This window comes from Vibrio chemaguriensis, from assembly GCF_012275705.1.
GTDB classification, from domain to species: Bacteria; Pseudomonadota; Gammaproteobacteria; order Enterobacterales; family Vibrionaceae; genus Vibrio; species Vibrio diabolicus.
This window is the reverse complement of the sequence record NZ_SHOE01000011.1, coordinates 1-25,425: the sequence shown is the minus strand read 5'-3', so window position 1 is coordinate 25,425 and position 25,425 is coordinate 1. Positions and strand designations below refer to the sequence as shown.

General features: G+C 45.2%; 21 protein-coding genes. 15 read left to right on the top strand and 6 right to left on the bottom strand.

All coding sequences use genetic code 11. The features are described 5' to 3' along the window. Positions 1-6 precede the first annotated feature (6 nt). The 12 genes from flgD to EX191_RS11925 all read left to right on the top strand — a co-directional run bounded on the left by flgD (position 7) and on the right by EX191_RS11925 (position 14,562). Positions 7-717 carry a flagellar hook assembly protein FlgD gene (flgD, locus tag EX191_RS11980; RefSeq protein ID WP_005393125.1) on the top strand — a complete coding sequence of 237 codons (711 nt, stop codon included), beginning with the start codon at positions 7-9 and terminating at the stop codon, positions 715-717. Between the two features lie 30 nt (positions 718-747). Further along, the gene (flgE, locus tag EX191_RS11975; RefSeq protein ID WP_005393123.1) at positions 748-2,061 is read left to right on the top strand and encodes a flagellar hook protein FlgE; all 1,314 of its coding nucleotides are present in this window, start codon (positions 748-750) and stop codon (positions 2,059-2,061) included. 289 nt (positions 2,062-2,350) lie between these two features. Next, positions 2,351-3,100 carry a flagellar basal-body rod protein FlgF gene (flgF, locus tag EX191_RS11970; RefSeq protein ID WP_005382031.1) on the top strand — a complete coding sequence of 250 codons (750 nt, stop codon included), beginning with the start codon at positions 2,351-2,353 and terminating at the stop codon, positions 3,098-3,100. A gap of 18 nt (positions 3,101-3,118) precedes the next feature. Next, entirely contained in the window at positions 3,119-3,907 is a 789-nt protein-coding gene (flgG, locus tag EX191_RS11965) for a flagellar basal-body rod protein FlgG (RefSeq protein WP_005382032.1), read from the top strand. A gap of 30 nt (positions 3,908-3,937) precedes the next feature. Then, on the top strand, positions 3,938-4,717 hold the full coding sequence (gene flgH / locus EX191_RS11960) for a flagellar basal body L-ring protein FlgH (RefSeq protein WP_006743029.1): 780 nt from the start codon (positions 3,938-3,940) through the stop codon (positions 4,715-4,717). A 43-nt stretch (positions 4,718-4,760) separates the two neighbouring features. Then, the gene (locus EX191_RS11955) at positions 4,761-5,852 is read left to right on the top strand and encodes a flagellar basal body P-ring protein FlgI (RefSeq protein ID WP_145532375.1); all 1,092 of its coding nucleotides are present in this window, start codon (positions 4,761-4,763) and stop codon (positions 5,850-5,852) included. A 16-nt stretch (positions 5,853-5,868) separates the two neighbouring features. Beyond that, positions 5,869-6,795, top strand: coding sequence for a flagellar assembly peptidoglycan hydrolase FlgJ (gene flgJ, locus EX191_RS11950; protein WP_046874278.1), 927 nt, complete (start codon positions 5,869-5,871; stop codon positions 6,793-6,795). Positions 6,796-6,954: 159 nt separating this feature from the next. Next, positions 6,955-8,895, top strand: coding sequence for a flagellar hook-associated protein FlgK (flgK, locus tag EX191_RS11945; RefSeq protein ID WP_193447820.1), 1,941 nt, complete (start codon positions 6,955-6,957; stop codon positions 8,893-8,895). Positions 8,896-8,908: 13 nt separating this feature from the next. Next, positions 8,909-10,102 carry a flagellar hook-associated protein FlgL gene (flgL, locus tag EX191_RS11940; RefSeq protein ID WP_005393113.1) on the top strand — a complete coding sequence of 398 codons (1,194 nt, stop codon included), beginning with the start codon at positions 8,909-8,911 and terminating at the stop codon, positions 10,100-10,102. Between the two features lie 423 nt (positions 10,103-10,525). Continuing rightward, a complete protein-coding gene (locus tag EX191_RS11935) occupies positions 10,526-11,680 on the top strand; it encodes a flagellin (RefSeq protein ID WP_006743025.1) in 1,155 nt (384 codons plus the stop codon). Positions 11,681-12,186: 506 nt separating this feature from the next. Beyond that, positions 12,187-13,320, top strand: coding sequence for a flagellin (locus tag EX191_RS11930; protein ID WP_005393103.1), 1,134 nt, complete (start codon positions 12,187-12,189; stop codon positions 13,318-13,320). 117 nt (positions 13,321-13,437) lie between these two features. Next, the gene (locus EX191_RS11925) at positions 13,438-14,562 is read left to right on the top strand and encodes a flagellin (protein WP_193447819.1); all 1,125 of its coding nucleotides are present in this window, start codon (positions 13,438-13,440) and stop codon (positions 14,560-14,562) included. Positions 14,563-14,642: 80 nt separating this feature from the next. On the opposite strand, the gene crr is transcribed toward EX191_RS11925, so the two are convergent. From crr to cysZ, 5 genes are all read right to left on the bottom strand, one after another. Further along, positions 14,643-15,152 (bottom strand): PTS glucose transporter subunit IIA, encoded by a 510-nt coding sequence (gene crr / locus EX191_RS11920; protein ID WP_005382041.1) that lies wholly within the window; start codon positions 15,150-15,152, stop codon positions 14,643-14,645. 121 nt (positions 15,153-15,273) lie between these two features. Then, positions 15,274-16,998, bottom strand: coding sequence for a phosphoenolpyruvate-protein phosphotransferase PtsI (gene ptsI, locus EX191_RS11915; RefSeq protein WP_005393100.1), 1,725 nt, complete (start codon positions 16,996-16,998; stop codon positions 15,274-15,276). Between the two features lie 140 nt (positions 16,999-17,138). Then, the gene (locus EX191_RS11910) at positions 17,139-17,396 is read right to left on the bottom strand and encodes an HPr family phosphocarrier protein (protein WP_005382043.1); all 258 of its coding nucleotides are present in this window, start codon (positions 17,394-17,396) and stop codon (positions 17,139-17,141) included. A 300-nt stretch (positions 17,397-17,696) separates the two neighbouring features. After that, positions 17,697-18,665: a cysteine synthase A gene (cysK, locus tag EX191_RS11905; RefSeq protein WP_193447818.1), complete on the bottom strand. Its 969-nt coding sequence runs from the start codon at positions 18,663-18,665 to the stop codon at positions 17,697-17,699. 164 nt (positions 18,666-18,829) lie between these two features. Continuing rightward, positions 18,830-19,573: a sulfate transporter CysZ gene (gene cysZ, locus EX191_RS11900; protein WP_193447817.1), complete on the bottom strand. Its 744-nt coding sequence runs from the start codon at positions 19,571-19,573 to the stop codon at positions 18,830-18,832. 251 nt (positions 19,574-19,824) lie between these two features. Between cysZ and zipA the strand changes: the two genes are divergently transcribed. The 3 genes from zipA to EX191_RS11885 all read left to right on the top strand — a co-directional run bounded on the left by zipA (position 19,825) and on the right by EX191_RS11885 (position 24,803). Further along, the gene (gene zipA / locus EX191_RS11895) at positions 19,825-20,781 is read left to right on the top strand and encodes a cell division protein ZipA (RefSeq protein WP_053807087.1); all 957 of its coding nucleotides are present in this window, start codon (positions 19,825-19,827) and stop codon (positions 20,779-20,781) included. A 90-nt stretch (positions 20,782-20,871) separates the two neighbouring features. Beyond that, positions 20,872-22,884 carry an NAD-dependent DNA ligase LigA gene (ligA, locus tag EX191_RS11890; RefSeq protein ID WP_041852978.1) on the top strand — a complete coding sequence of 671 codons (2,013 nt, stop codon included), beginning with the start codon at positions 20,872-20,874 and terminating at the stop codon, positions 22,882-22,884. 509 nt (positions 22,885-23,393) lie between these two features. Then, a complete protein-coding gene (locus tag EX191_RS11885) occupies positions 23,394-24,803 on the top strand; it encodes an OprD family porin (RefSeq protein WP_006742721.1) in 1,410 nt (469 codons plus the stop codon). 338 nt (positions 24,804-25,141) lie between these two features. On the opposite strand, the gene EX191_RS11880 is transcribed toward EX191_RS11885, so the two are convergent. Further along, positions 25,142-25,321, bottom strand: a complete 180-nt coding sequence (locus EX191_RS11880) for a hypothetical protein (protein WP_074191004.1) — start codon at positions 25,319-25,321, stop codon at positions 25,142-25,144. Positions 25,322-25,425 lie beyond the last annotated feature (104 nt).

Below are 25,425 nucleotides of genomic sequence, written 5' to 3'. Positions count from 1 at the left end.
TAGCGTATGGCCGGAATTAACAACGTTGGTCAAAGCGGCTTGTCCTATATCGACCAGCTTAAAAGTCTACAAGAGAGTAACAAGAAGACGGAAGAGAGCACGGGTAAGCAAGACCTAAAACAGGAAGACTTCTTATCATTGCTCACGAAGCAATTGTCTCAACAGGACCCTTTTAAGCCGGTAAGTAATGACCAGATGATTGCGCAAATGGCTTCATTTGCGACCGTTGATGGCATTGGCAAGATGAACACTCAGTTTGAGAGTTTGAACTCGTCAATGACATCAAACCAAGCGTTACAAGCTTCCTCTTTGGTAGGACGTGACGTATTGGTCCCAGGAGCGGCAGGTGTGAAGCAGGACGACGCGCCAATGGCGGCAATGGTTAAGCTTTCACAATCTATCGATAATCTGTTTGTTCGTGTAGAGGATGAAGCTGGCCAACTGGTTCGTACTTTTGAGGTAGGGGCGAAACCAGCCGGCGACACGCGTGTGCTTTGGGACGGTAAAGATGAAAGCGGAAATCCACTGCCTGCTGGCAAATACAAAGTGAAAGCGTCTGGCTTGGTTGAAGGGGAGTCGCAAGAGTTCCCAGTATCGACATATGCCAACGTAAATAGCGTATTGCTCGGCAAAGGTGACGGAAACGTATTACTCAATCTGGCTGGTTTTGAATCGCCAGTTCGACTTGCAGAAGTTTTGGAAGTCGGCAAAGCGTAGTCATAGCTCGCTAGATTAGGAGATTTTGGAATGTCATATGTATCTTTAAGCGGTTTGTCCGCCGCCCAACTGGATTTGAACACCACCAGTAACAACATTGCGAACGCCAACACATACGGCTTTAAAGAGTCCCGTGCTGAGTTTGCTGATGTCTACTCTAACTCTTTATTTACTAACGCAAAAACCACACCGGGTGGTGGTGCGCAAGCAAGCCAAGTGGCGCAGCAGTTCCATGAAGGCTCAAGCATTTACACCAACAACCCAATGGATCTGCGTGTTTCGGGTACAGGTTTCTTCGCCGTGGCGAAGGAGCGTCTGACTCCACAACAGAATGAACTGACACGTAATGGTGCATTCCATTTAAATAAAGAAAACTACATGGTGACCGCGAACGATGAGTTCTTATTAGGTTACCAAGTGGATCCAAGCTCTGGTGAGGTTTCTTCATACGAGCCACAACCTATCAATATTCCTGCTGAATTTGGTAAGCCAAAGCAAACAGCAAACATTGAAGTGGGCGTGAACTTGCCAGCTAACGGCGATTTGAAAGATCCAACTCAGTTTGATTTTTCAGACCCAGATACATACAACCGTTCAACCTCTTCGACTATTTATGACTCGATGGGTCAGTCTTACAAGCTAACGACGTACTACTTGAAAGATCAGACTCAGCCAAACACGTGGAACACTTACTACACCGTGACAGATAAAGAAGGTGAAAAGCCTTTAAACGTTGCGGCAGGTGATGCACAAACGCCAACAGGCCATGTGGGGCATACCATGAAGTTCAACAACGATGGTACGTTGGCGAGCTTGAACAATGGTCAGCCAATTACGTCTGTGGCACTGGGCGATCCGGCGACGAACACGACACCAGTCGATATGAATGGTGCCGATCCTGCGCAGACGCTTAACTTCGGTTTAGGCTCGGCAACACAGTTTGCTGCTCCGTTCGAACTGACTAAGTTCGATGAAGACGGTGCAACAACGGGCTTCCTAACCAAGGTTGACTTCGATGAAAACGGCAGCGTAATGGGGACTTACTCAAACGGTGAAAACGTCACATTGGGTCGTGTCGCGCTAGTACGTGTTCCAAACGAGCAAGGTCTGGATAAGAAGGGCGGTACGCAATGGGATTCAACTCAGTTCTCTGGTGACAAGATTTGGGGTGAATCTAACAAAGGCTCTTTCGGCACCATCAACAACGGTATGCTGGAACAGTCAAACATTGATATGACGCAGGAGCTGGTGGACCTGATTTCTGCTCAGCGTAACTTCCAAGCAAACTCACGTTCGCTAGAAGTGCACAACCAGCTACAACAAAATATCCTGCAGATCCGATAATCTGCATCATCAAGTTAGGCGAGCTTTCGCCACTTGGCTTGATAACATCATGACATTCATCTGATGCTTAGCCTGAAAATACCTCAGTTCAGGTTAAGCATGCTTTGATCTCTGATTTGCCGCCGTTGCCGCCATGTGGATCAAAACCTTGCCCCTTGTTGCAGTTTTCTGCCACTGAAACCCCTCTTAATCTTTTGTTTCTTATTTAAGTGTTTGATAAATAAGCTTATTTTGTGTTGGCATAACTATTGCTTTTACTCCGTGTACAGAGAAGTTTTTGGAGTAATTTATGGATCGCGCACTGTTTCTCGCAATGAGTGGGGCCAAGCAAAATATGCAGGCACTACAATTGCGTGCTAATAACTTGGCTAACGTAAGCACGACAGGGTTTCGTGCGGATTTAGCACAGGCTCGCTCAATGCAGGCTTATGGTGAAGGCCATCCTTCACGTGTGTTCAGCATGACAGAGCGTCCAGGGCATAACTTTGCTCAAGGTAGTGTGATTACAACAGGGCGTGATCTGGATGTGACTATTGAAGGCAGCGGCTGGATATCGGTACTCGATCACACGGGTAAAGAAGGGTTGACCCGTAACGGTAACCTAAAAGTCGATCAAAATGGCATGCTTACTAACGCAAGTGGCCATTTGGTGCTGGGTGAAAACGATGCGCCGATTACTTTGCCTATTCCTCTCTCCAAAATTGAAATCGGTCGTGATGGCACCATCTCTGTGCTTCCTCAAGGTGCCCCGGCGGAAGAATTCCAAGCGGTTGATCGCATTAAGCTTGTTAAGCCTAATGATCAAAGCTTATTTAAAGACACCAATGGCTTATTTCGCCATAAAACTCCAAACCAACCTTACGAAGCAGACGCTACTGTTAGCCTCCAGACAGGAGCGATTGAAGGCAGTAACGTGAATGCCGTAGGTGAAATGACCGCATTGATTGACTTACAGCGTCAGTTTGAAATGCAAGTCAAGATGATGAGCACAGCTGAAGAAATGGATAAATCTTCAGATTCACTGCTTCGTATGAGTTAACAGAGTTAGAGGTTCACTATGCATCCAGCACTATGGGTAAGTAAAACAGGTCTAGACGCCCAGCAAACCAACATTGCCACGATTTCGAACAACTTGGCGAACGCCTCTACTGTCGGCTACAAAAAGAGCCGTGCGGTATTCGAAGATTTGTTCTATCAGAACATCAACCAGCCTGGCGGCCAATCATCTCAGAACACTGAGCTTCCGAGTGGCTTGATGCTAGGTGCGGGTTCTAAAGTGGTTGCGACGCAAAAAGTGCACACGCATGGTAATGCGCAGACAACGACCAACGCACTGGACATGATGGTTGAAGGCGACGGCTTCTTCCAAGTGACGTTGCCGGATGGCAACATCGGTTACACCCGTAACGGTCAGTTCACGTTAAATGGTGAAGGCACGTTAGTCACGTCGGGTTCTGGCTACCCTGTAGAACCTGAAATTGTGATTCCAGAAGATGCGATTTCTATCACTGTCGGTACGGATGGTGAAGTATCGGTTCGCGTCCGTGGTCAGCAAGACAACCAAGTCGTTGGTCAGCTAACCATTACAGACTTTGTTAACCCAGGTGGCCTAGAGCCAATTGGCCAGAACCTTTACTTACCAACGGGTGCTAGTGGCGATCCACAAGAAGGTGTTCCTGGTTTGGACGGTTTGGGTGAAATCCGTCAATCCATGCTGGAAGCGTCTAACGTGAATGTAACGGAAGAGTTGGTCAACATGATCGAAGCCCAGCGCGTTTACGAAATGAACTCAAAAGTGATCTCATCAGTCGATAAGATGATGAGCTTCGTTAACCAGCAGTTATAACGGTTAAGAGCAAGAATTGAGGAGCTCACGATGAAACGTATTTGTCTACTTGCTTTGATTGCCACGATGTCGGGTTGTGCCATGTTAGAGCCGATTGAAACGGATGAAGTGACACAAGCAACGACGGTGGTTGATGCGGTAGAAGGCGATAAATCGAAAGAAGAGAGCAGCGGTATCGTGGATACACTGCGTGGCAGAAGCGATCCGGTTGCGGGTGATCCTGCATGGGCTCCTATTCATCCGAAAAAGAAACCTGAGCATTATGCTGCTGCAACAGGTTCACTGTTTAGCGCCGAGCACATTACCGATCTTTACGACGATTCCAAGCCACGTGGTATTGGCGACATTATTACCGTGACACTGGATGAGACTACCAGCGCCACGAAAAGCGCCAATGCCGATTTATCGAAAACCAATGAAGCGCAAATGGACCCGCTTCAAGTGGGTGGCGAAGAGCTGCAAATTGGTGGCAAATACAATTTCTCTTATGACTTAAATAACTCAAACTCATTTGCGGGTGACTCTTCTGCTAAGCAGAGTAACAGCATCAGTGGTTACATTACTGTTGAGGTGATTGAAGTTTTGGCAAATGGCAACCTCGTTATCCGTGGAGAAAAATGGATGACGCTTAATACGGGTGATGAGTACATACGTTTAAGCGGCACTATTCGTCCGGATGACATTAGTTTCGACAATACTATTGCATCAAACCGCGTTTCTAACGCAAGAATTCAGTATTCTGGCACCGGTGTACAACAAGATATGCAAGAGCCGGGTTTCTTGGCACGATTCTTTAATGTAGCGCTATAACACGCCGTGCTGACGGCAATTTGACTGCAAGAGATAAGTAAGCATGAAAAAACTCCTTTTAATACTGATGAGCGTTGCTCTGTTTGCTACCGCTGCCCAAGCTGCACGTATCAAAGACGTCGCGCAAGTGGCAGGTGTACGAAGCAACCAACTCGTGGGTTATGGTTTGGTTTCAGGCTTACCTGGCACAGGCGAAGCGAACCCGTTTACGGAGCAAAGTTTCGCCGCTATGCTGCAAAACTTCGGCATTCAGATGCCGCCGGGCACAAAGCCAAAAATTAAAAACGTTGCTGCAGTCATGGTAACGGCAGAGTTGCCGCCTTTCTCTAAACCAGGTCAGCAAGTAGACGTGACCGTCTCTTCCATCGGAAGTGCCAAAAGTTTGCGTGGTGGTACGCTACTGCAAACGTTCCTCAAAGGTCTCGATGGTCAAGTTTACGCGGTTGCTCAAGGTAACTTAGTGGTGAGCGGCTTCAGCGCTGAAGGTGCTGACGGTTCAAAAATCGTAGGTAACAATCCAACCGTTGGTCTTATCTCTAGTGGTGCGACAGTAGAGCGAGAAATTCCAAACCCATTTGGTCGTGGCGATTACATCACGTTCAACTTGCTTGAGTCAGACTTCACAACGGCTCAACGTATGGCGGATGCGGTAAACAACTTCCTTGGCCCACAAATGGCGAGCGCGGTAGACGCGACGTCGGTACGTGTGCGTGCTCCTCGTGACGTCAGCCAGCGTGTGGCGTTCTTATCGGCAATTGAAAACCTAGAATTCGACCCAGCAGATGGCGCAGCCAAAATCATCGTTAACTCTCGCACGGGTACCATCGTAGTTGGTAAACATGTTCGCCTTAAACCTGCTGCGGTAACCCATGGCGGAATGACGGTCGCAATCAAAGAAAACCTGAATGTTAGCCAACCTAACGGCTTTTCTGGTGGGCAAACCGTTGTCGTGCCAGACTCAGATATCGAAGTTAGCGAAGAGCAGGGCAAGATGTTTAAGTTCGAGCCAGGCTTAACGTTGGATGATTTGGTCCGTGCCGTTAACCAAGTCGGCGCAGCGCCGTCGGATTTGATGGCTATCTTGCAAGCATTGAAACAAGCTGGTGCCATTGAAGGCCAGTTGATCATCATTTAATGGTTAGGAGGTAGGTATAATGAACAATCCTAACGACATTGGTTTTATTCATGACATCAGTTCGCTGGATACCCTGCGTCAAAAAGCAGTGAAGGAAGGTAAAGATGGCGAGCAAGAAGCACTGCGTGCAGCGGCTCGTCAGTTCGAATCTATTTTCACCTCCATGATGTTGAAATCTATGCGAGAAGCCAATGAGGGCTTTGAGTCCAACATGATGAACAGCCAGAACGAGAAGTTCTACCGACAAATGCTGGATGAGCAGATGGCGAGCGAGCTCAGTTCGTCTGGTTCAATGGGCTTGGCCGATATGATTGTTAAGCAATTAACGGCTGGGCAAGGTAACGACAAGAGTGAAACGGCAATGCGTGATGCGGCAAATAATGCTGTGGAATATCGTCGTGTTGACCCGAAAAAAGCGCGTGAGATTGAACAGCGCTTGATTGAATCTGGTCAGCTATCTCGACCAAGCAATGAACCAACTCGATTCGATTCGCCAGAGTCTTTTGTTAACTCGATGAAGCCATACGCGGAGAAAGCCGCGAAAGCCCTAGGTGTCGAGCCATCTCTGCTACTTGCGCAAGCGGCTTTGGAAACCGGGTGGGGACAAAAGGTAGTGAAGAACGCGCGTGGCAGCAGCAACAACTTATTTAACATCAAAGCAGATCGAAGTTGGCAGGGTGACAAAGTGACGACTCAAACGCTAGAGTTCCACGATAATACGCCAGTGAAAGAGACGGCAGCGTTTCGCGCCTACTCAAATTACGAAGACAGCTTTAATGACTTTGTGCGCTTTTTAAATGACAACCCACGTTACGAGACGGCATTGCAACAGCGAGGGAATTCAGAGTCGTTTATTCGCGGCATCCACAGCGCGGGTTACGCGACCGATCCGAATTACGCAGACAAAGTCCTGCAGGTGAAGCAGAAAATCGAAAGTATGTAATTTACTCTTCGCCAGTTCATGTTGTTTTCGAAGGCTTGCCACAGTGCAAGCCTTTACTTTTTCTGAATATTCACACCTCTATTTTATTTGGCACACCTTTTGCTTTGATGTGTCTAGGTGATCGGTTTTGCCGATTTTATTTCGTTTTTGGGAGCATGTATGGCGTCAGATCTTCTGAATGTAGGTACTCAAAGTGTGCTTACTGCTCAGAGACAATTAAACACCACTGGTCATAACATTTCTAATGTTAATACAGAGGGTTATAGCCGCCAGTCTGTTATCCAAGGTACGAATGATCCGCGCATGTTTGGTGGTTCTACCTACGGCATGGGTGTGCATGTGGAAAATGTTCGCCGCTCGTGGGATCAATTTGCCGTGAATGAACTGAACTTGTCGTCAACCAACAATGCCAACAAAACGGATACCCAAGACAATCTTGATATGCTCTCTAGCATGTTGAGCTCAGTTGCATCTAAGAAAATTCCAGAGAACTTGAACGAGTGGTTCGATGCGGTCAAAACCATGGCAGATACCCCGAACGATTTGGGGGCACGGAAAGTGGTATTGGAAAAGGCGAAAATCTTCTCTGATACATTAAATGACTTCCATGAAACTGTGCGGTTGCAATCTGACGTGACCAATAAAAAATTGGATATGGGCATTGAACGCGTGAACCAACTTGCCTTGGAAATCCGCGATGTGCATCGGTTAATGATGCGCACACCCGGTCCACACAATGATTTGATGGACCAGCATGAAAAGCTGGTTACTGAGCTATCTGAGTACACCAAAGTAACCGTAACCCCACGCAAAAATGCGGAAGGATTTAATGTTCACATCGGCAATGGTCACACGCTAGTTTCTGGCACGGAAGCAAGCCAGCTCAAAATGATTGACGGCTATCCTGATGTTCACCAAAGACGATTAGCAATGGTGGAAGGGGATGGCATTAAAGCGATCAAGTCTGACGACATGGATGGCAAAATCGGTGCCTTGCTTGAAATGCGCGACAAACACATTCCGCAACTTCAGGATGAAATGGGCCGTTTAGCGACGGGCTTTTCCTACAAAATTAATCAGCTGCAATCTCAAGGTCTGGATCTTAACGGTAAGATAGGTAAAGACGTATTTACCGACGTGAACTCTGAGCTGGTGGCAAAATCTCGAGTTTTTGCTGCGCCTGACTCTCAAGCTGATGTTGCGGTTTACATTGATGATATCTCAGCGATCAAAGGTGGTGAATATTCGCTACGTTATGATGGCGACCAGTATAGCGTGACAACACCGAAAGGTGAGCAAATGTCGTTGAACATTGATCAATCGGATTCTTCGTTTGTTCTGGATGGTATGAAAGTGCAAATTGGTGAAGGTCTTGCCGATGGTGAGCGCGTATTGTTGCGCCCAACACGAAGTGGCGCAGCCATCATTAAGATGGAAACTAATGATGCAAAAGCCATTGCCGCGCAAAGTTATGAAGCTTCAACCACTTTTGCTCAAGGTAACGCCAAGTTCAAAATTCGTGAGGCGGGGGATGTCAAAGAATTTGAGGTCACCGTACAACCAGCCGACGAGAAACATGATAAGCCGTGGTTAAAGATCACGGACAACAAAGGCAGTTTGCTATCGGACAAATACTCATACCCGCTAGACAAAGATAACCCGATGATTGAAATCTCAGTGCCGAAAAGTCATCCGCTGTATAAAAATGGCGATGCGACTGTATTTGAGCTGAGCGAAGGCGCGCTGATGAATGATAAATTCACCGCAAACTTGGTGCCTTCTGAAGGTGGTAACGGCAACTTGAGAAAAATGCAGAAGATCCAAACAGACAAGATGATGGATGGAAAATCCAGTACCTTGATTGATGTTTATCACAACCTCAATACCGAAGTCGGATTGAAATCTTCTACAGCAAACCGATTAGCCTCCGTCGCTCGCTTAGAGCATGAGGCGGCACAAGAGCGCGTTGCTTCTATTTCTGGAGTTAACCTCGATGAAGAAGCGGCCAACATGATGAAGTTTCAACAAGCGTACATGGCTTCATCACGTGTGATGCAAGCGGCGAATGATACCTTCAATACCATTTTACAACTGAGGTAAGGAGAAGAGATAAGTGCTAACCCGAATTTCTAGTTTCCATAACTATCAGTCCGTACAAAATGATTTGCGTCGTCAAGAAAATAAGGTTCACCATAACCAAGAGCAACTTGCTTCAGGGAAAAAGTTACTGAAACCTAGCGACGATCCCCTTGCGTCGCATTACATTCAAAATATTAGTCAGCAACAAGAACAGCTACAACAATACCTTAGCTCAATAGTGTTGGTGCGTAATCGTCTAGAAAACCACGAAGTTAATATCGCCAATGCAGAGAATTTTGCCGACGAGTCGAAGCGCTTAACGATGGAGATGATTAACGGTGCGTTTTCTGCGGAAGACCGACAAGCAAAGAAGCGTGAGCTAGAAGAGATTGCGAACAACTTCCTTAACTTAGTGAATTCGCAAGATGAATCTGGTAACTACGTGTTTGCTGGCACTAAGCCAAAAAGCCAACCATTCTATCGCGATAAAGACGGTAGTGTTCAGTACGCTGGAGACGATTACCAGCGCAAAATGAAAGTCTCCAGCATGCTTGAGATGCCAATGAACGATCCTGGCAGCAAGCTGTTTATGGAGATACCAAACCCATTTGGCGATTATCAGCCGAATTACGATCTACAAAACGGTTCTGAGTTGCTATTAAACAGAGCCACTAACGTTGATACGAAGGATGATGCGGCGTATCGCGTGACATTTGTCGATATGAACAACGGCAAATTTGGTTACCAACTAGAGCGTAACGGTAAAGTCGTGGATGCCGATGAGTTTTCTCCAGAAAAAGGCATTGAGTACAAAGGCCTGAAAGTGCACGTAAAAGGTCAAATTACGCCTGGCGATAGCATCGAGATCGAAAAGCGGGCAGAGTTCAGCATTTTCGATACCTTCAAGGATGCAATGGCGTGGTCAGATAAATCGGTGTCGGATACGTCGGCGACCGCCAAATTGCACCAAATGACAGAAGAATTTCACGCTGCTTTTATCCATTTGAATAAAGCGCGTACTGATGCCGGAGCTCGATTGAGCACGCTCGATATCCAAGAGCAAAACCACGAAGACTTTAATTTGTCTCTGGCGAAAGCGAAGAGCAACTTTGAGGATTTGGATTACTCTAAAGCCGTTATCGAGTTCAGTGAAAACTCACGAGCGTTACAGGCATCGCAACAAGCATTCGGTAAGACCAAAGATCTAACGTTGTTTAACTATATTTAGTCTGACTTAAGACACACTGTCTGATTTTTGATGCCTTATGTGCAAAGCCTTAAGTGCGATAAATCGACGTAAATTAAGAGTCAGGCTATGCGGCACGATTTTACCCAAAGCGGCAATGACGCGAGAGGCAAGTCGGGCGGCAACAAAGTAGCGGTCAATATCTATGAAGCAAGATGAGCCTCATTATCCGGAAATGGTTTAGTGATAACGCTAACTTATTGTTTATGTGCTTCTTTTAAAAGCGGTGAAATAAATTTTATAAGTTGGCACACAAATTGTATTGAAAATATCAGAACAGATTTAGAGATTCTAAACCCTGCGTTTAAGGCAGATTTAGCAAGTAATTTTTACGGTCAGTGCTTATCCAAATGAGAGTAAAGCTGGCCGCTTCGCAAAAGCTTGCGAACTCAAAAGGAGAGCAAAATGGCTGTAACAGTTAGTACTAACGTCTCCGCGATGACCGCGCAGCGTTACCTAAACAAAGCGACTGACGAATTAAATACGTCGATGGAGCGCTTATCTTCAGGACATAAGATTAACAGTGCAAAAGATGATGCGGCAGGTCTACAGATCTCTAACCGCTTAACTGCACAGTCTCGTGGTCTAGATGTCGCAATGCGTAACGCGAACGATGGTATCTCGATTGCACAAACCGCTGAAGGTGCGATGAATGAGGCAACATCTGTCATGCAACGTATGCGTGACCTTGCTATTCAATCATCGAACGGTACTAACTCTCCGGCTGAGCGTCAGGCGATCAACGAAGAGTCAATGGCATTGATTGACGAGCTAAACCGTATCGCAGAAACCACGTCATTCGGTGGCCGTCGTCTATTGAACGGCTCATTCGGTGAAGCGGCATTCCAGATTGGTGCGAGCTCAGGTGAAGCAATGATTATGGGGCTAACCAGCATTCGTGCGGACGATACTCGCATGGGCGGTGTGACCTTCTTATCGGAAAACGGTAAAGATAAAGATTGGGGCGTTGACCCAGCTAAATCGGATCTAAAAATCACTTTGCCAGGTATGGGTGAAGACGAAGACGGCAATGTCGATGATCTAGAAATCAACATTAATGCAAAAGCAGGTGACGACATCGAAGAGCTTGCTACGTACATTAATGGTCAGTCTGATATGATCAACGCGTCTGTAAGTGAAGATGGCAAGTTACAAGTTTTTGTTGCACATCCAAATGTTCAGGGTGAGATTTCAATTTCGGGTGGATTGGCGTCTGAGCTTGGTTTGAGCGATGAACCTCTTAGAACATCAGTACAAGATATTGATATGACAACCGTACAAGGTTCTCAAAACGCTATCTCTGTGCTGGATTCGGCACTGAAATACGTGGATTCACAACGTGCGGATCTGGGTGCGAAGCAAAACCGTCTGAGCCACAGCATCAACAACTTGGCAAACATCCAAGAAAACGTTGACGCGTCGAACAGCCGAATTAAAGACACGGACTTTGCGAAAGAAACCACGCAAATGACCAAAGCACAAATTTTGCAACAAGCAGGTACTTCGATTCTTGCTCAAGCGAAACAGTTGCCAAACTCTGCAATGTCACTATTGCAGTAGTTTACTTAGCCTGTACTCAATACATTCAGACGTGGATGGGAATGCAGGCTTTTGGCAAGCAACTTTATAATAGAATGAGCGGCTCTCTCATCTCTCACCTGCCAATTATTTTCAATGTAAAGTTGCACTCGGTATGCCGGAAATGTGTTCATTTCTCTTGATCTCCACATAGGCTCTGGCGACCAACCTAGCCCCAGTTCTCTCAAAGGAAAAGGGGCTTTTTCTTCTCTAATTCTCACGTTTATCGTCTGCGAACTTACCTTTAATTGTTTCCTTTTGCTGGTTTTCTATACAATTTAGCCCTCTCGGCTCGATTTGTGGAAACTTGAGCACTTTTTCTTACTTTTCTTCAATTTTATTAGCTAAATCTCGCAATGTTATTTTTTTAAATTTTTTTCTAAAGCTTCTGAATTTGGTGTCGTTAATAGGGGTAACTTTGAGAGAACTACTTGGTTTTCCGAGACGTCGGAAACCGCTATACCGGAAAATCAATTGGAGAAATCACCATGGCAGTGAATGTAAACACTAACGTATCAGCGATGACGGCTCAGCGTTACCTAAACAACGCAAACTCAGCTCAACAAACTTCTATGGAGCGTTTGTCTTCGGGGTTCAAAATCAACAGCGCAAAAGATGACGCTGCGGGTCTTCAAATTTCGAACCGTTTGAACGTACAAAGCCGTGGTTTGGATGTGGCGGTTCGCAACGCGAACGACGGTATCTCAATTGCACAAACCGCTGAAGGTGCAATGAACGAGACCACCAACATTCTTCAACGTATGCGTGACTTGTCTCTACAATCAGCAAACGGCTCAAACTCGAAATCAGAGCGTGTGGCGATTCAAGAAGAAGTGACCGCGCTAAACGACGAACTAAACCGTATCGCAGAAACCACGTCTTTCGGTGGTAACAAGCTACTAAACGGCACACACGGTGCGAAATCGTTCCAAATCGGTGCGGATAACGGTGAAGCCGTGATGCTTGAGCTAAAAGACATGCGTTCAGACAACAAAATGATGGGCGGTGTGAGCTACCAAGCTGAAAGTGGTAAAGGTAAAGACTGGAACGTTGCTGAAGGTAAGAACGACCTAAAAATCAACTTAACGGACAGCTATGGTCAAGAGCAAGAAATCAACATCAGCGCAAAAGCGGGTGACGATATCGAAGAGCTTGCGACTTACATTAACGGTCAAACTGACCTAGTGAAAGCCTCAGTAGACCAAGACGGTAAACTGCAAATCTTTGCTGGCAACAACAAAGTTGAAGGCGAAGTCGAGTTTTCAGGCGGCCTATCTGGCGAGCTAGGTTTGGGCGAAGGTAAAAAAGTAACGGTAGATACAATCGACGTAACCTCAGTTGGTGGCGCACAAGAATCTGTCGCTATCATCGATGCGGCACTGAAATACGTAGACAGCCACCGCGCAGAGCTGGGTGCATTCCAGAACCGTTTCAACCATGCAATCAGCAACTTGGATAACATCAACGAGAACGTGAATGCGTCGAAGAGCCGTATCAAAGATACTGACTTCGCGAAAGAAACGACTCAAATGACCAAGTCACAAATTCTATCGCAAGCGTCAAGCTCAATCCTTGCGCAAGCGAAACAAGCGCCAAACTCAGCGCTAAGTCTGCTAGGTTAATCACCTTAATAAGACAAGATACAAAAGCCAGGCTCATCCCTGGCTTTTTTGCTTATCGGCTATAACGATTTAGATGCGTCCCAACAGGATGTTCGACAAGGCACTCATATCGATTAGATGGTCTCTTTAAATACCAATGTTGCCGCGATGGTGGCGCAGAGACACCTGAGTCAAGCGGCAGCGCAAAACGTCGAGTCACAACGCAACCTAACTTCTGGTTTTCGAATTAACTCGGCGAGTGATGATGCGGCAGGTTTACAGATATCGAATACTCTCCATGTGCAAACGAGAGGGCTTGATGTCGCCTTAAGAAATGCGCACGATGCTTATTCGGTCGCGCAAACCGCGGAAGGCGCGTTACATGAGAGCAGTGATATTTTGCAACGGTTACGCTCTCTAGGGCTTCAAGCAGCAAACGGTAGTAACGATACCAGTGACCGACAAAGCATCCAGTACGAGGTCGTAGCGCTGCAGGATGAGCTTGATCGTGTCGCGATCACGACAACATTTGCGGATAAAAATTTATTTGATGGTTCTTATGGCTCGCAAAGCTTTCATATTGGCGCGAACGCTAATTCAATCTCTTTGACGTTACGTAACATGCGTAGCCATATCCCAGAGATGGGAGGGCAGCATTATGTTGGTGATGCGGTCGATAAAGATTGGCGAGTCACTAAAGATAACCAAACTCTAAAAGTCGAATACCAAGACAGTAAAGGGCAAACCCAAACGGAATCCATTGGGCTCAAATTGGGTGATCGCATAGAACAGGTCGCCACTTACATCAATGCTCAACAATCGGTAGTGAGTACCTCAGTAACGGAAAACAATGAACTGCAATTCTTTGCCTCTACGATGAAGGCGCCAGAGGGTGTGGTTCTCGAAGGGAGTTTAGCGGATGAGTTTGATGTGAGCGCTGGTCAATTAGTCACAATTGATGACATCGATATGTCGACGGCAGGTAAGGCGCAGCTTTCAATTGGGGTGATTGATGCAGCAATTAAGTACGTTGATTCGCACCGAAGTGAAATTGGCAGCTTTCAGAATCGTGTAAATGGTTCGGTGGATAACTTAAATACCGTGAATCGGAGTGTTACGGAATCCAAGAGTCGAATAAGAGATACAGACTTCGCAAGAGAGTCTACGGAAATGGTGCGTTCTCAAGTGCTCCAAGATGCGACAACTGCGTTATTGGCTCAGGCAAAACAAAGGCCGAGTTCGGCACTTGGTCTACTCAGTTGAATCCGGTAAGAAAGTATAAACTTCAGGTAATAAAAAACGCTGCCAATGGCAGCGTTTTTTCGTGTTCGGCTAAGTAAAAATTACTTAGTTACACGTAGAACTGGAGTTTCACCAACAGTCACAGAACCAGAAAGCTTGTTCAGCTCTTTGATTTCGTCCATGTTAGAGATAACAACTGGAGTTAGCGTTGACTTCGCTTTCTCTTCTAGAAGAGCTAGATCGAATTCAATTACAGTGTCGCCAGCTTTAACAGTTTGACCTTCTTCAGCGATACGCGTGAAGCCTTCGCCTTTTAGTTCAACTGTGTCGATACCGAAGTGAACGAAAAGCTCAACACCGTCGTCAGACTCGATAGAGAATGCGTGGTTAGTTTCGAAGATCTTACCGATAGTACCGTTTACAGGAGCTACCATTTTGTTGCCTGCTGGCTTGATAGCAATACCGTCACCAACGATTTTCTCAGCGAAAACAACATCTGGCACGTCTTCGATGTTTACAATCTCACCAGAAAGTGGCGCGATGATTTCGATAGCACCAGCGTCAGCGCTGTCATCAGATACAAGCTTCTTAAGTTTGTCAAACAGACCCATTGTGTCATGCTCCTAAGGTTTGGTTTTATTCTGTCGAATTATAGTATACCAATATAGCGCATTAGACGACTTTTTTCGCCGTCTAATGGCCATTAAGTATTGAATTACTTGGTACTACCGATTACTGAGCTTTCTCAGCAATAAACTTTTCTACCACTGCTTCGATTTCTGCAGCTGTTGGTAAAGAAAGGGCTTCTTCAGCCATTGCTTTCACTTCTGCGAAGTTAGAGTTACGAACTACTTTCTTCACTTTAGGGATTGAAATGCCGCTCATTGAGAACTCGTCCAGACCCATACCTAGAAGTAGAAGCGTTGCACGCTCGTCACCTGCAAGTTCACCACACATACCAGTCCATTTACCTTCTGCGTGAGAAGCGTCAATAACTTGCTTGATCACGGTTAGTACTGCTGGTGATAGTGGGTTGTAAAGATGAGAGATCATCTCGTTACCACGGTCTACCGCTAGCGTGTACTGAGTTAGGTCGTTTGTACCGATAGAGAAGAAAGATACTTCTTTCGCTAAGTGGTGTGCGATCGCTGCAGCAGCAGGAGTTTCAACCATAACACCGATTTCGATGTTTTCGTCGAATGCGTGGCCTTCAGCGCGTAGCTCTTCTTTGTACTCTTCGATCGCTTTCTTAAGCTCACGGATTTCTTCAACAGAGATGATCATTGGGAACATGATACGCAGTTTACCGTGTGCAGACGCACGTAGGATGCCACGTAGCTGATCACGAAGGATTTCACGACGATCCAGACTGATACGTACAGCACGCCAGCCTAGGAATGGGTTCATCTCTTTTGGAAGATCCATGTATGGGAGATCTTTATCGCCGCCGATATCCATTGTACGGATGATCACAGCTTGACCGTTCATTGCTTCTGCAACTTCTTTGTACGCTTGGTACTGTTCTTCTTCAGTTGGTAGCGCAGTACGGTCCATAAATAGGAATTCAGTACGGTACAGACCAACACCTTCACCGCCGTTACGGAGGATACCGTCACAGTCTTTCACTGTACCGATGTTACCGCAAACTTCTACACGGTGACCGTCAGTCGTTTCTGCGTGCAGGTCTTTCAGTTTCGCTAGCTCTTCTTTTTCAGCTAGGAATGCCGCTTTAACCGCTTTCGCTTCTTCTAGTTCAGCTTCTGATGGGTTAACAACAATCTTGTTGTTCATCGCGTCAAGAATCAGCATATCGCCATTCTTAACTTTTTTCGTGATGTCGTTAGTACCAACGATAGCTGGAAGCTCAAGAGAGCGAGCCATGATTGAAGTGTGAGATGTACGACCGCCGATATCACAAGCAAAACCAAGTACGTAGTCTAGGTTAATCTGTGCTGTTTCAGATGGCGTTAGGTCGTAAGCAACTAGGATAACTTCTTCATTGATGTCGCTAAGCGAAACAATGTTGATACCCAGTGCGTTTTTCACAAAACGAGAACCGATATCGCGGATGTCAGTTGCACGTTCTTTTAGGTATTCGTCATCTAGTGACTCAAGAGCACATGCTTGCTCTTCGATAACTGAGTGGATAGCGTGATCCGCAGTCATCTTGTCGTTTTTGATAAGTGCTAGGATCTCTTCTTCTAGCTCTTCGTCTTCAAGAAGCATGATGTGACCTTCAAAGATCGCTTCTTTTTCTTCACCAAACGTTTCAAGCGCTTTTTGCTTGATTGTTTCTAGCTGAGCTGCAGATTTGTTACGAGCGTCGAAGAAACGCTGAACTTCAGCTTCTACTTGATCGTCAGAAATAGTGTTTGTGTTTAGGACAATTTCATCTTCTTGAAGTAGTAGTGCTTTACCGATTGCAATACCAGGAGATGCTAGGATGCCTGAAATCATAGCCTTACCTTAAGTTTGGTCAACTTTATAAAACGGGAGAATAATGGGTGCGCTAACGAATAGTTTTAGCTTAGTTTTGAGCCTATTTCCAACGAAGCCATTTTGCTTTCACAAAATGGCTTCTGGAGTAGGAGACCGGATTAGTGTAGTTGGTCCATTAGAGCAACTAGGTGGTCAACTGCTTGCTGAGCTTGTGGGCCTTCAGCAGAAATAGTTACTTGAGTACCTTTTACTAGGCCTAGTGTTTGTAGTTTGAATAGGCTCTTAGCGCTAGCGCTTTTACCGTTAGAAGTCACAGTGATGTCTGCGTCGAATGCTTTTGCTTCTTTAACAAACTGTGCAGCTGGACGAGTGTGAAGGCCGTTTTCTGCTGTGATTTCTACTTGCTTCTCGTACATGTGATATACCCCAATAAATGTATTTTTTTGTTAGTTTGTGACTAGATTTTAGCTTAACTGCTTTACATCTTGTGCGCTAGCACGGGAAGAGTTCAAAGCGCGTCAGTTCTGATACTAGTCAAAAGTTTGGTAACTACGCAACTGTTTGCGTGCGTAATCACTTTGAAACCTTTTTGTGTTCTGCTTCTTTATTTTGAAGCTAGAAATAAAACACCCTGATATTACCAAAGGTAGGGCAGGGATCAACAAAAAAGCCCCTAAACGGGGCTTTTTTAAACTAAAAATTGATTTGAACACATATTATTGTTGGTTCTCTTTTTCGGTAAAGATACCTGCAAAGAGTGCTGTGCTTAGGTAACGCTCACCTGAACTTGGTAGAACGGTTACAATTGTTTTTCCTTCAAATTCAGGGAGTTCTGCAAGTCGGTTGGCTGCAACAACAGCCGCACCAGATGAGATACCAGCTAGGATACCTTCCTCTTCCATTAGGCGACGAGCCATCTCAATCGCTTCTTCTGAGGTGACTTGTTCAACGCGGTCAATAATGTCTAAATCGAGGTTACCTGGGATGAAACCAGCGCCGATACCTTGGATTTTGTGCGGAGCAGGTTGGATTTCTTCGCCAGCAAGTGCTTGTGCAATAACTGGAGACTCTGCTGGCTCAACTGCAACAGAAGTGATGGCTTTGCCTTTTTCACCTTTGATGTAACGGCTTGTACCTGTGATAGTACCGCCCGTACCGACACCAGCAACGAATACGTCGATTTCACCGTCTGTCGCTTCCCAAATCTCAGGGCCCGTAGTCTTTTCGTGAATTTCTGGGTTCGCAGGGTTGTCAAATTGTTGAAGAAGTAGGTACTTCTCAGGGTTGCTTGCTACGATTTCTTCTGCTTTAGCAATCGCCCCTTTCATGCCTTTCGCCGCTTCAGTCAGCTCAAGGTTAGCGCCCAGTGCTTTAAGTAGCTTACGGCGTTCTAGGCTCATTGATTCAGGCATGGTCAATGTTAGCTTGTAACCGCGAGCGGCCGCTACGAATGCTAGAGCAACACCTGTGTTACCACTGGTAGGTTCTACAAGCTCTACACCTGGCTTAAGAAGCCCCGCTTTCTCTGCTTCCCAAATCATGTTTGCACCGATACGGCACTTAACACTGAAGCTAGGGTTACGCGCTTCAACTTTCGCGAGAACTTTGCCTTTGCTTACTTTGTTTAGACGAACGAGAGGTGTATTACCGATAGTAAGAGAGTTATCTTCGTAGATTTTGCTCATAGTGATGTTCCTTCATTACACGTTGTGTGAATATGGATAGAAGAATATGCGGTATGAAAAAAAGGGAAAAGGATTAAAAAGTTATATCTTATTAGGTTGGCCCAGAACTCGATAAAAGAAAAGGGAAAAGCTGGCGCTGATCCCTTTCCTTAATCTCTAATCGGCTATCGTTGGTGCTTAAACTCCGCCACCCACATAGCGGTTGCGCCACATATTGCTACAGGCATGACAATGAGGTTCAAAATTGGGAGCGTCGTAAACACAGACACCAATACCCCAAAGCCATAGGCCTTACCTTGCTTTTGTTTCAATTTGAAACGCATGTCGTTAAATGGGATTTTATGGTTATCAAACGGATAGTCACAATATTGAATCGCGAGCATCCAGGCGGTAAAGATAAACCATAAAAATGGGCCTACTGTTTGTCCAAGGGCAGGGATGAGCAATAACAGGAATAGGCCTATTGCTTTAGGTAAGATGTAAAGCAGCTTTCTCCACTCACGAGCTAAAACGCGAGGAACATCTTTCAGAACGGCAGTGAATCCATCATCATTTACTTTTTGTCCCGTTAAGTACTCTTCCACTTTTTCAGCTAAGAGGCCATTGAATGGCGCGGCGATAAAGTTCGCGAGCGTGCTGAAGAAGTAAGAAAAAGTTGCGAGTATTGTCAGAGCGAGTAAAGGCCAAAGAATGTAAGTTAACCAGGATAAAAACTCAGGTAGCTGCCCAATCCAGTCTTCGATCCATATATTAAGGTTTGAAAATAGATAGAAGATGGCACCACCTACAAGCAAGATATTTGCAAGTAGAGGTAAAATGACAAAGCGCCTGATTTTAGGGGCAAGTGCCAATTGTATCCCGTATAGAAAATAACCGAATCCGGTTCTCTGCTGATTGTTTTGCTTCATGTCTATTTTGGCTTCGTGTAAATGAAAACTCATTGTACCTGTGAGGGCTTTTCTTTCAATGCCCTGACAAATGACGTCTTGTTAAGTGGAATCGTGGCAAGAATCACAACAAAAAACGGAACTTCTTGCATTAAGTTGTTCTAAATCTACATATAGTTTTGGTAAAGTAAACGTATCATTCAGATTTATTGCACTTGGGTTGCTGCTCAAGGAACTGCGAGTAGTAAAAACAAGTATATTGAGAGTAAATAATGCAGGAATTGCGATTCGTACTCATTGTTGTTGGCGCATTAGCCATCGCGGCATTGCTGTTTCATGGTTTGTGGAGCAGTAAAAAAGAAGGCAAAGCAAAGTTTGGTAACAAACCGCTTGGTAAGCTGGATGTTGACCAAGGGGACAAAAATGATCTTGTCGAGAAAGAACGAGACTTCGCTCCCGCTCCTGAAGATGACTTTGAGATCATTCGTAAAGATCGCAAAGAACCAGATTTTGGAATGGCGAGTTCTTTCGACAACAAATTTGAATCTGACCCGCTATTCGGTGGCCCATCTGAAGTAACACAGACACAGCAGGAGCCAGATGACATCCCTTCATTTGTTGCAGAAAAAGATAAAGAAGAGGACGCTGAACCTGTTGTTCAAGCACCAGTAGCTGAAGAGCCACTCCAGCCTGCTGTGGAAGAAGAAGCTATTCCCGCCGCGTTTGATATCGCTGAGAAAGAACAGCAAGTCGAAACGGTTAGTGAGCCTGTAGTTGCAGAGCCTAAGGAAGAGCCAAAGCCTGAACCTGAAATGCAAGTGATTGTATTGAATGTGCACTGCGCGGGTGAAGAGCCATTTGTTGGTACTGCTTTATTTGAGAGTATGCAACAAAACGGCTTAATTTATGGCGAGATGGATATTTTCCACCGTCATGTCGACTTGTCCGGTAACGGCAAAGTGCTGTTTAGCGTCGCTAATATGATGCACCCTGGTACGTTTGAGCATGCTGATCCTGCTGAGTTTACAACGAAGGGGATTTCATTCTTCATGACATTGCCTTGTTATGGCGAGGCTGAACAGAACTTCAACTTAATGCTCCGAACTGCGCAGCAAATTGCTGATGATTTAGGTGGCAACGTTCTTGATGACCAGCGTAACTTAATGACACCAGACCGTTTAGCGTCTTATCGACGTCAAATAGTTGAGTTTAATGCCGCTAACGCATAATCTTAACAGCAAATAATAATAGGGCTCCGGATGGAGCCCTTTTTCTTGGATTTCCCAACCTCACCGATTGAAAATACACGGGGCTTTACTATGTCTGAATCAGTACTTCAGCGATTAGAAGAACTAAAAGAGTCGTTGCATTACCACGCTGTGCGTTACTACGTGGAAGATAACCCAGAGATCCCTGATGCCGAGTACGACCGCTTAATGCGAGAGCTCCTGGATATTGAAGCTGAGAACCCTGATTTAATTACCGTAGATTCACCAAGTCAACGTGTCGGTGGACAACCTCTCTCTGCGTTTAGCCAAGTGACACATGAAGTACCGATGCTTTCGCTTGATAATGCGTTTGATGACAGCGAACTTGATAGTTTCCATAAGCGAGCACAAGAGCGGGTGGGCAGTCAGAGTGTGAAAGAATACTGTTGTGAGCCGAAACTGGATGGACTCGCAGTTAGTTTACTGTATGAGAACGGTGTGTTAGTTCAGGCGGCAACACGAGGCGATGGCACTACTGGCGAGAACATCACAGAAAATGTACGTACGATTAAAGCCATTCCTTTAAAACTCAGGGGTAATGACTGGCCAAATCGTCTTGAAGTTCGTGGTGAAGTCTTTATGCCGAAAGCTGGGTTTGAAAAGCTCAATGAATTAGCAAGGAAGAAAGGCGAGAAAATCTTTGTTAATCCACGTAATGCTGCGGCAGGTAGCTTACGACAATTGGATTCACGCATTACTGCTTCTCGTCCCCTTAGCTTCTATGCATACAGTGTAGGCGTGGTGCAAGGCGCGGAATTGGCGGCAAGTCACTACGAACGCTTCTTGCAAATTAAATCTTGGGGATTACCAATGTGCCCGGAGACCAAGCGAGTTGAAAGTTTGGCGGATGTAAAAGCTTACTACCAAGATATCTTGCAGCGTCGTGATGCCCTTCCTTATGAGATCGATGGTGTCGTCATTAAAATTGACGATATTGCCGTGCAAGAGCGTCTTGGATTTGTTGCTCGCGCTCCACGTTGGGCGATTGCCTACAAATTCCCGGCTCAGGAAGAAATGACGACGTTGAATGAGGTGGAATTCCAAGTCGGTCGTACTGGTGCGATTACACCTGTTGCTAAACTAGAGCCTGTATTTGTTGGCGGGGTAACGGTAAGTAATGCGACGCTTCATAACGCAGATGAGATAGAACGTCTGCAAGTTAAGATCGGTGATCACGTTGTGATTCGTCGAGCGGGTGACGTTATTCCTCAAGTTGTTTCTGTCATCAAAGAGCGTCGACCAGAAACAGCGCGAGATATTATTTTTCCAACTCAGTGTCCTGTTTGTGGTTCGCATGTTGAACGAATCGAAGGAGAGGCGGTAACACGTTGTACGGGTGGCTTAGTTTGCCAAGCTCAACGTAAACAAGCGCTAAAGCACTTTGTGTCTCGTAAAGCGTTAGACGTTGACGGTCTAGGCGATAAAGTGATCGAGCAACTTGTTGACCGTGAGATGGTGAAAACTCCTGCTGACTTATTTAAGTTATCTGCGGGGATTTTAACGGTATTAGATCGCATGGGGCCAAAGTCTGCGCAGAACATTGTGAATGCGTTAGAAAAATCCAAAGAAACAACGTTACCTCGCTTTTTGTATTCGCTGGGGATTCGTGAAGTTGGCGAGGCAACCGCCGCAAACCTAGCAATGCACTTTAAAACGTTGGAAGCCATCCAAAATGCTAATGAAGAGCAGTTAATTGAAGTGCAAGACATCGGTGCTGTGGTTGCTCAACATATTACGACTTTCTTCAGTGAAGAGCAGAACCAAGCGGTGGTTAAAGATTTGCTTGAACAAGGGATCCACTGGCCAGAGATTAATACTACTGAGCAGGTAGGAGAGCTACCGTTAGAAGGTAAAACAGTCGTATTGACAGGAACACTTTCTCAATTAGGTCGCACAGAGGCTAAAGAAGCCCTCCAATCCCTAGGTGCAAAAGTGACAGGTAGTGTTTCTAAGAAAACGGATATTTTGTTTGCTGGTGAAAATGCAGGTTCGAAGTTGGCAAAGGCACAAGAACTGGGTATCGAGATCAAAACAGAACAAGACTTACTCGAGTTGATGAATTAAGTCTCATCAAAAAAGCTAAAAAATAACTAAAAGCCCGACATGCTTACCATGTCGGGCTTTTTCTCGCCCATAATTAAGTGCTTTTTTATTGAGTTTTTATGCTTTTTATCTTTTCAGTGATCAAGATCTCCCATTGAATTATTAAGGTTTTTTACTTCTTTAGTCTGCGAGTGACTTCAAGTTGGAATTCTAGGGTGTGATTTAAGTTATTGATATTTAATGTTTAACTGTCTTTTCGTGTTAGTGTTGTTAAAAGTAAGATCTGGATCAACAACTTATATGGAACTTTGGACTGGCTCATATTTTTTTAGAAAAAAAATAAGTTCCGTTTGGATGTTTTTAGCTGCGAAGTTAGTCTTAATCACGTGGATACACGGTGTGTATGCAGGAACTAAAAAAAGCCAAATTAGAAATAATGAGGTTTGATCAGGAATTTACTTCTCTCCTTCGGCGGCCAACTAAAGGTGAGATAGAAAAATACAGCTATATCCATTTTTAGGAGTTTTTCCATGGACAAATTTTTTAAGGTTTCAGCGTTAACCGCAGCAATGTTTGGTGTTGTTGCTGTTGCTCCAGCTACAGCGTCTACTGAAAGTGCAGCAGGTGGCGAGTACGTAGAGAAAGTGAACGAATTTATGCAAGACTCTAGTCTTAATGCATTATTTCTAGTTGATACTCGTTCTCGTACTCGTACAACAGGTAAGCCTGGCGGTGAAAACGGTGACCGTTGGAGTCGTCTAAACTACTCTTCTTACAACGCAATTTTAGACTTTACTTCTGGCTACCACGATGGTTGGGTTGGTGCAGATGTTGCGGCTTACTATTCTGGCGACCTTTACAACGATAGCCTTTACAATTCAAACGAAGGCTACCTATGTAATGAAATTTCAACTTGTAACAACCTAGACTGGGGTGCAGGTGATGGTCAACAGCTTAAAGTTTACAAAGCAGCACTGAAGTTTAAAGCAAACGAAAGCTTCAACGCGCGCTTTGGTATGCTACAAGCGGGTGGTAACGGTACTATTGGTAACGTTTGGAGTTTCGTACCTGGTACTTACCGTGGTTTCGAACTGAACGCTAAACTAGGTGATTTCAACCTAAGCTACTTTGGTGCAGACCAATTTACAGCACCTTGGCTACTTCACGAAGATGACTACGCGCCAGCGCTTTGGTCTGACACTTCATGGAGCTACCTACACTCTCTAGGCCTAAACGGTAACCTAACTGACAGCTTGTTTATGCAACTTGGTTTGGGTCAAGCTACTGGCGTTCAATATGCAAATGGTATCGACTGGGGTGCAGGTCAAGTAACTAGCTACCATAACGAAACTGACAACACTTCTTACAAGGCTTACTTGAAGTACACTGTGAGTGACCGTACAACTCTAGCATTTGATTTCTACGGTGTTGACGATGATGTGAAATACGATGGTCTAGGTTTCCACACTGGTCTATCTTTGAATCAATCTTTCGGCAAGCTAGCTTGGATGTCTGAGCTACGCTACACAGACACAGACAACCGCGCTGACTTCGTTCCACGTACAATTCATACTTACGGTATGAACAACGGTACTTGGTCTCAGTGGTGGGATGCACTGTCTGATTGGAACAAAGCGGGTGAGCTAGCGTGGTACAACCGTCTATCTTACAACCAAGGTAACGGCTGGAACTACTACCTAGGCTTTGGTTACGGTACTGGTGCTGATTCTGCAGCAAGCGGTGCATCAGGTGACTGGGATTACGAAAGTGAATACGCAGTTAACGCGACAGTATCTTACTCTCTACAGAGTGGCGCACTGAAAGGTTCTACGATCCGTCTACACGGTACAATCCTAGAGCGCGATGAGTACGCTGGTGCTGGTGATGCGGATGAAACAGACCTACGTCTACAAGTTCTTATCCCTTACAGCTTCCACTAATACTTAGTGAGATGATAAAAAGGAGCCGCTAGGCTCCTTTTTTATTTTACTTCTCGACCATCATATATTTTGCAATATAACGGCGGTAACATATGCACGTTACCGTTTGGTAACTCACACTTTATCTCTGGGGCTAGCGTACGTCCACCTGAAGCACCATTGGCATGAGTAGTTAATGGAGCTAGGGCAAAACATGCTAACAATAGACCAGCTAAAAATCTCATAATCATCACCTTAATGTAGACATTGAATATCTACTTGCTTGGGTAAATAATGACTTTACTGAAAAGTAAGGTATCAATAGTTTACTTATATCGAACTAACTACTGACTTCTATATTAGTTCCATTCTCCGCCTCTAAATCGACACATTTCACTTGGAATATTAGTGACATCACCACTTGGCAATTTACATTCGACTATCGGTCCTAAATTAGTTGTACCACCATTTCCGTTGGTGTAGGCAAAGGAAGAAAAAGAAAAGATACCGCATAACATTAAAAAGAGAAGTTTCTTCATAGTACATCCTCTTACTTACCAAATAAAAAGCATTCAACTTAAATGCTTATGCGTTAAGTATGTATGCTGTCTCTTATACACATCTGACGCTGCCGACGAATAGC

Coding starts and splice junctions, on each gene's coding strand:
- flgD (WP_005393125.1), top strand. CDS start 7: ATGGCCGGAATTAACAACGTTGGTCAAAGCGGCTTGTCCTATATCGAC.
- flgE (WP_005393123.1), top strand. CDS start 748: ATGTCATATGTATCTTTAAGCGGTTTGTCCGCCGCCCAACTGGATTTG.
- flgF (WP_005382031.1), top strand. CDS start 2,351: ATGGATCGCGCACTGTTTCTCGCAATGAGTGGGGCCAAGCAAAATATG.
- flgG (WP_005382032.1), top strand. CDS start 3,119: ATGCATCCAGCACTATGGGTAAGTAAAACAGGTCTAGACGCCCAGCAA.
- flgH (WP_006743029.1), top strand. CDS start 3,938: ATGAAACGTATTTGTCTACTTGCTTTGATTGCCACGATGTCGGGTTGT.
- EX191_RS11955 (WP_145532375.1), top strand. CDS start 4,761: ATGAAAAAACTCCTTTTAATACTGATGAGCGTTGCTCTGTTTGCTACC.
- flgK (WP_193447820.1), top strand. CDS start 6,955: ATGGCGTCAGATCTTCTGAATGTAGGTACTCAAAGTGTGCTTACTGCT.
- EX191_RS11935 (WP_006743025.1), top strand. CDS start 10,526: ATGGCTGTAACAGTTAGTACTAACGTCTCCGCGATGACCGCGCAGCGT.
- EX191_RS11930 (WP_005393103.1), top strand. CDS start 12,187: ATGGCAGTGAATGTAAACACTAACGTATCAGCGATGACGGCTCAGCGT.
- EX191_RS11925 (WP_193447819.1), top strand. CDS start 13,438: ATGGTCTCTTTAAATACCAATGTTGCCGCGATGGTGGCGCAGAGACAC.
- crr (WP_005382041.1), bottom strand. CDS start 15,152: ATGGGTCTGTTTGACAAACTTAAGAAGCTTGTATCTGATGACAGCGCT.
- ptsI (WP_005393100.1), bottom strand. CDS start 16,998: ATGATTTCAGGCATCCTAGCATCTCCTGGTATTGCAATCGGTAAAGCA.
- EX191_RS11910 (WP_005382043.1), bottom strand. CDS start 17,396: ATGTACGAGAAGCAAGTAGAAATCACAGCAGAAAACGGCCTTCACACT.
- cysK (WP_193447818.1), bottom strand. CDS start 18,665: ATGAGCAAAATCTACGAAGATAACTCTCTTACTATCGGTAATACACCT.
- cysZ (WP_193447817.1), bottom strand. CDS start 19,573: ATGAAGCAAAACAATCAGCAGAGAACCGGATTCGGTTATTTTCTATAC.
- zipA (WP_053807087.1), top strand. CDS start 19,825: ATGCAGGAATTGCGATTCGTACTCATTGTTGTTGGCGCATTAGCCATC.
- ligA (WP_041852978.1), top strand. CDS start 20,872: ATGTCTGAATCAGTACTTCAGCGATTAGAAGAACTAAAAGAGTCGTTG.
- EX191_RS11885 (WP_006742721.1), top strand. CDS start 23,394: ATGGACAAATTTTTTAAGGTTTCAGCGTTAACCGCAGCAATGTTTGGT.
- EX191_RS11880 (WP_074191004.1), bottom strand. CDS start 25,321: ATGAAGAAACTTCTCTTTTTAATGTTATGCGGTATCTTTTCTTTTTCT.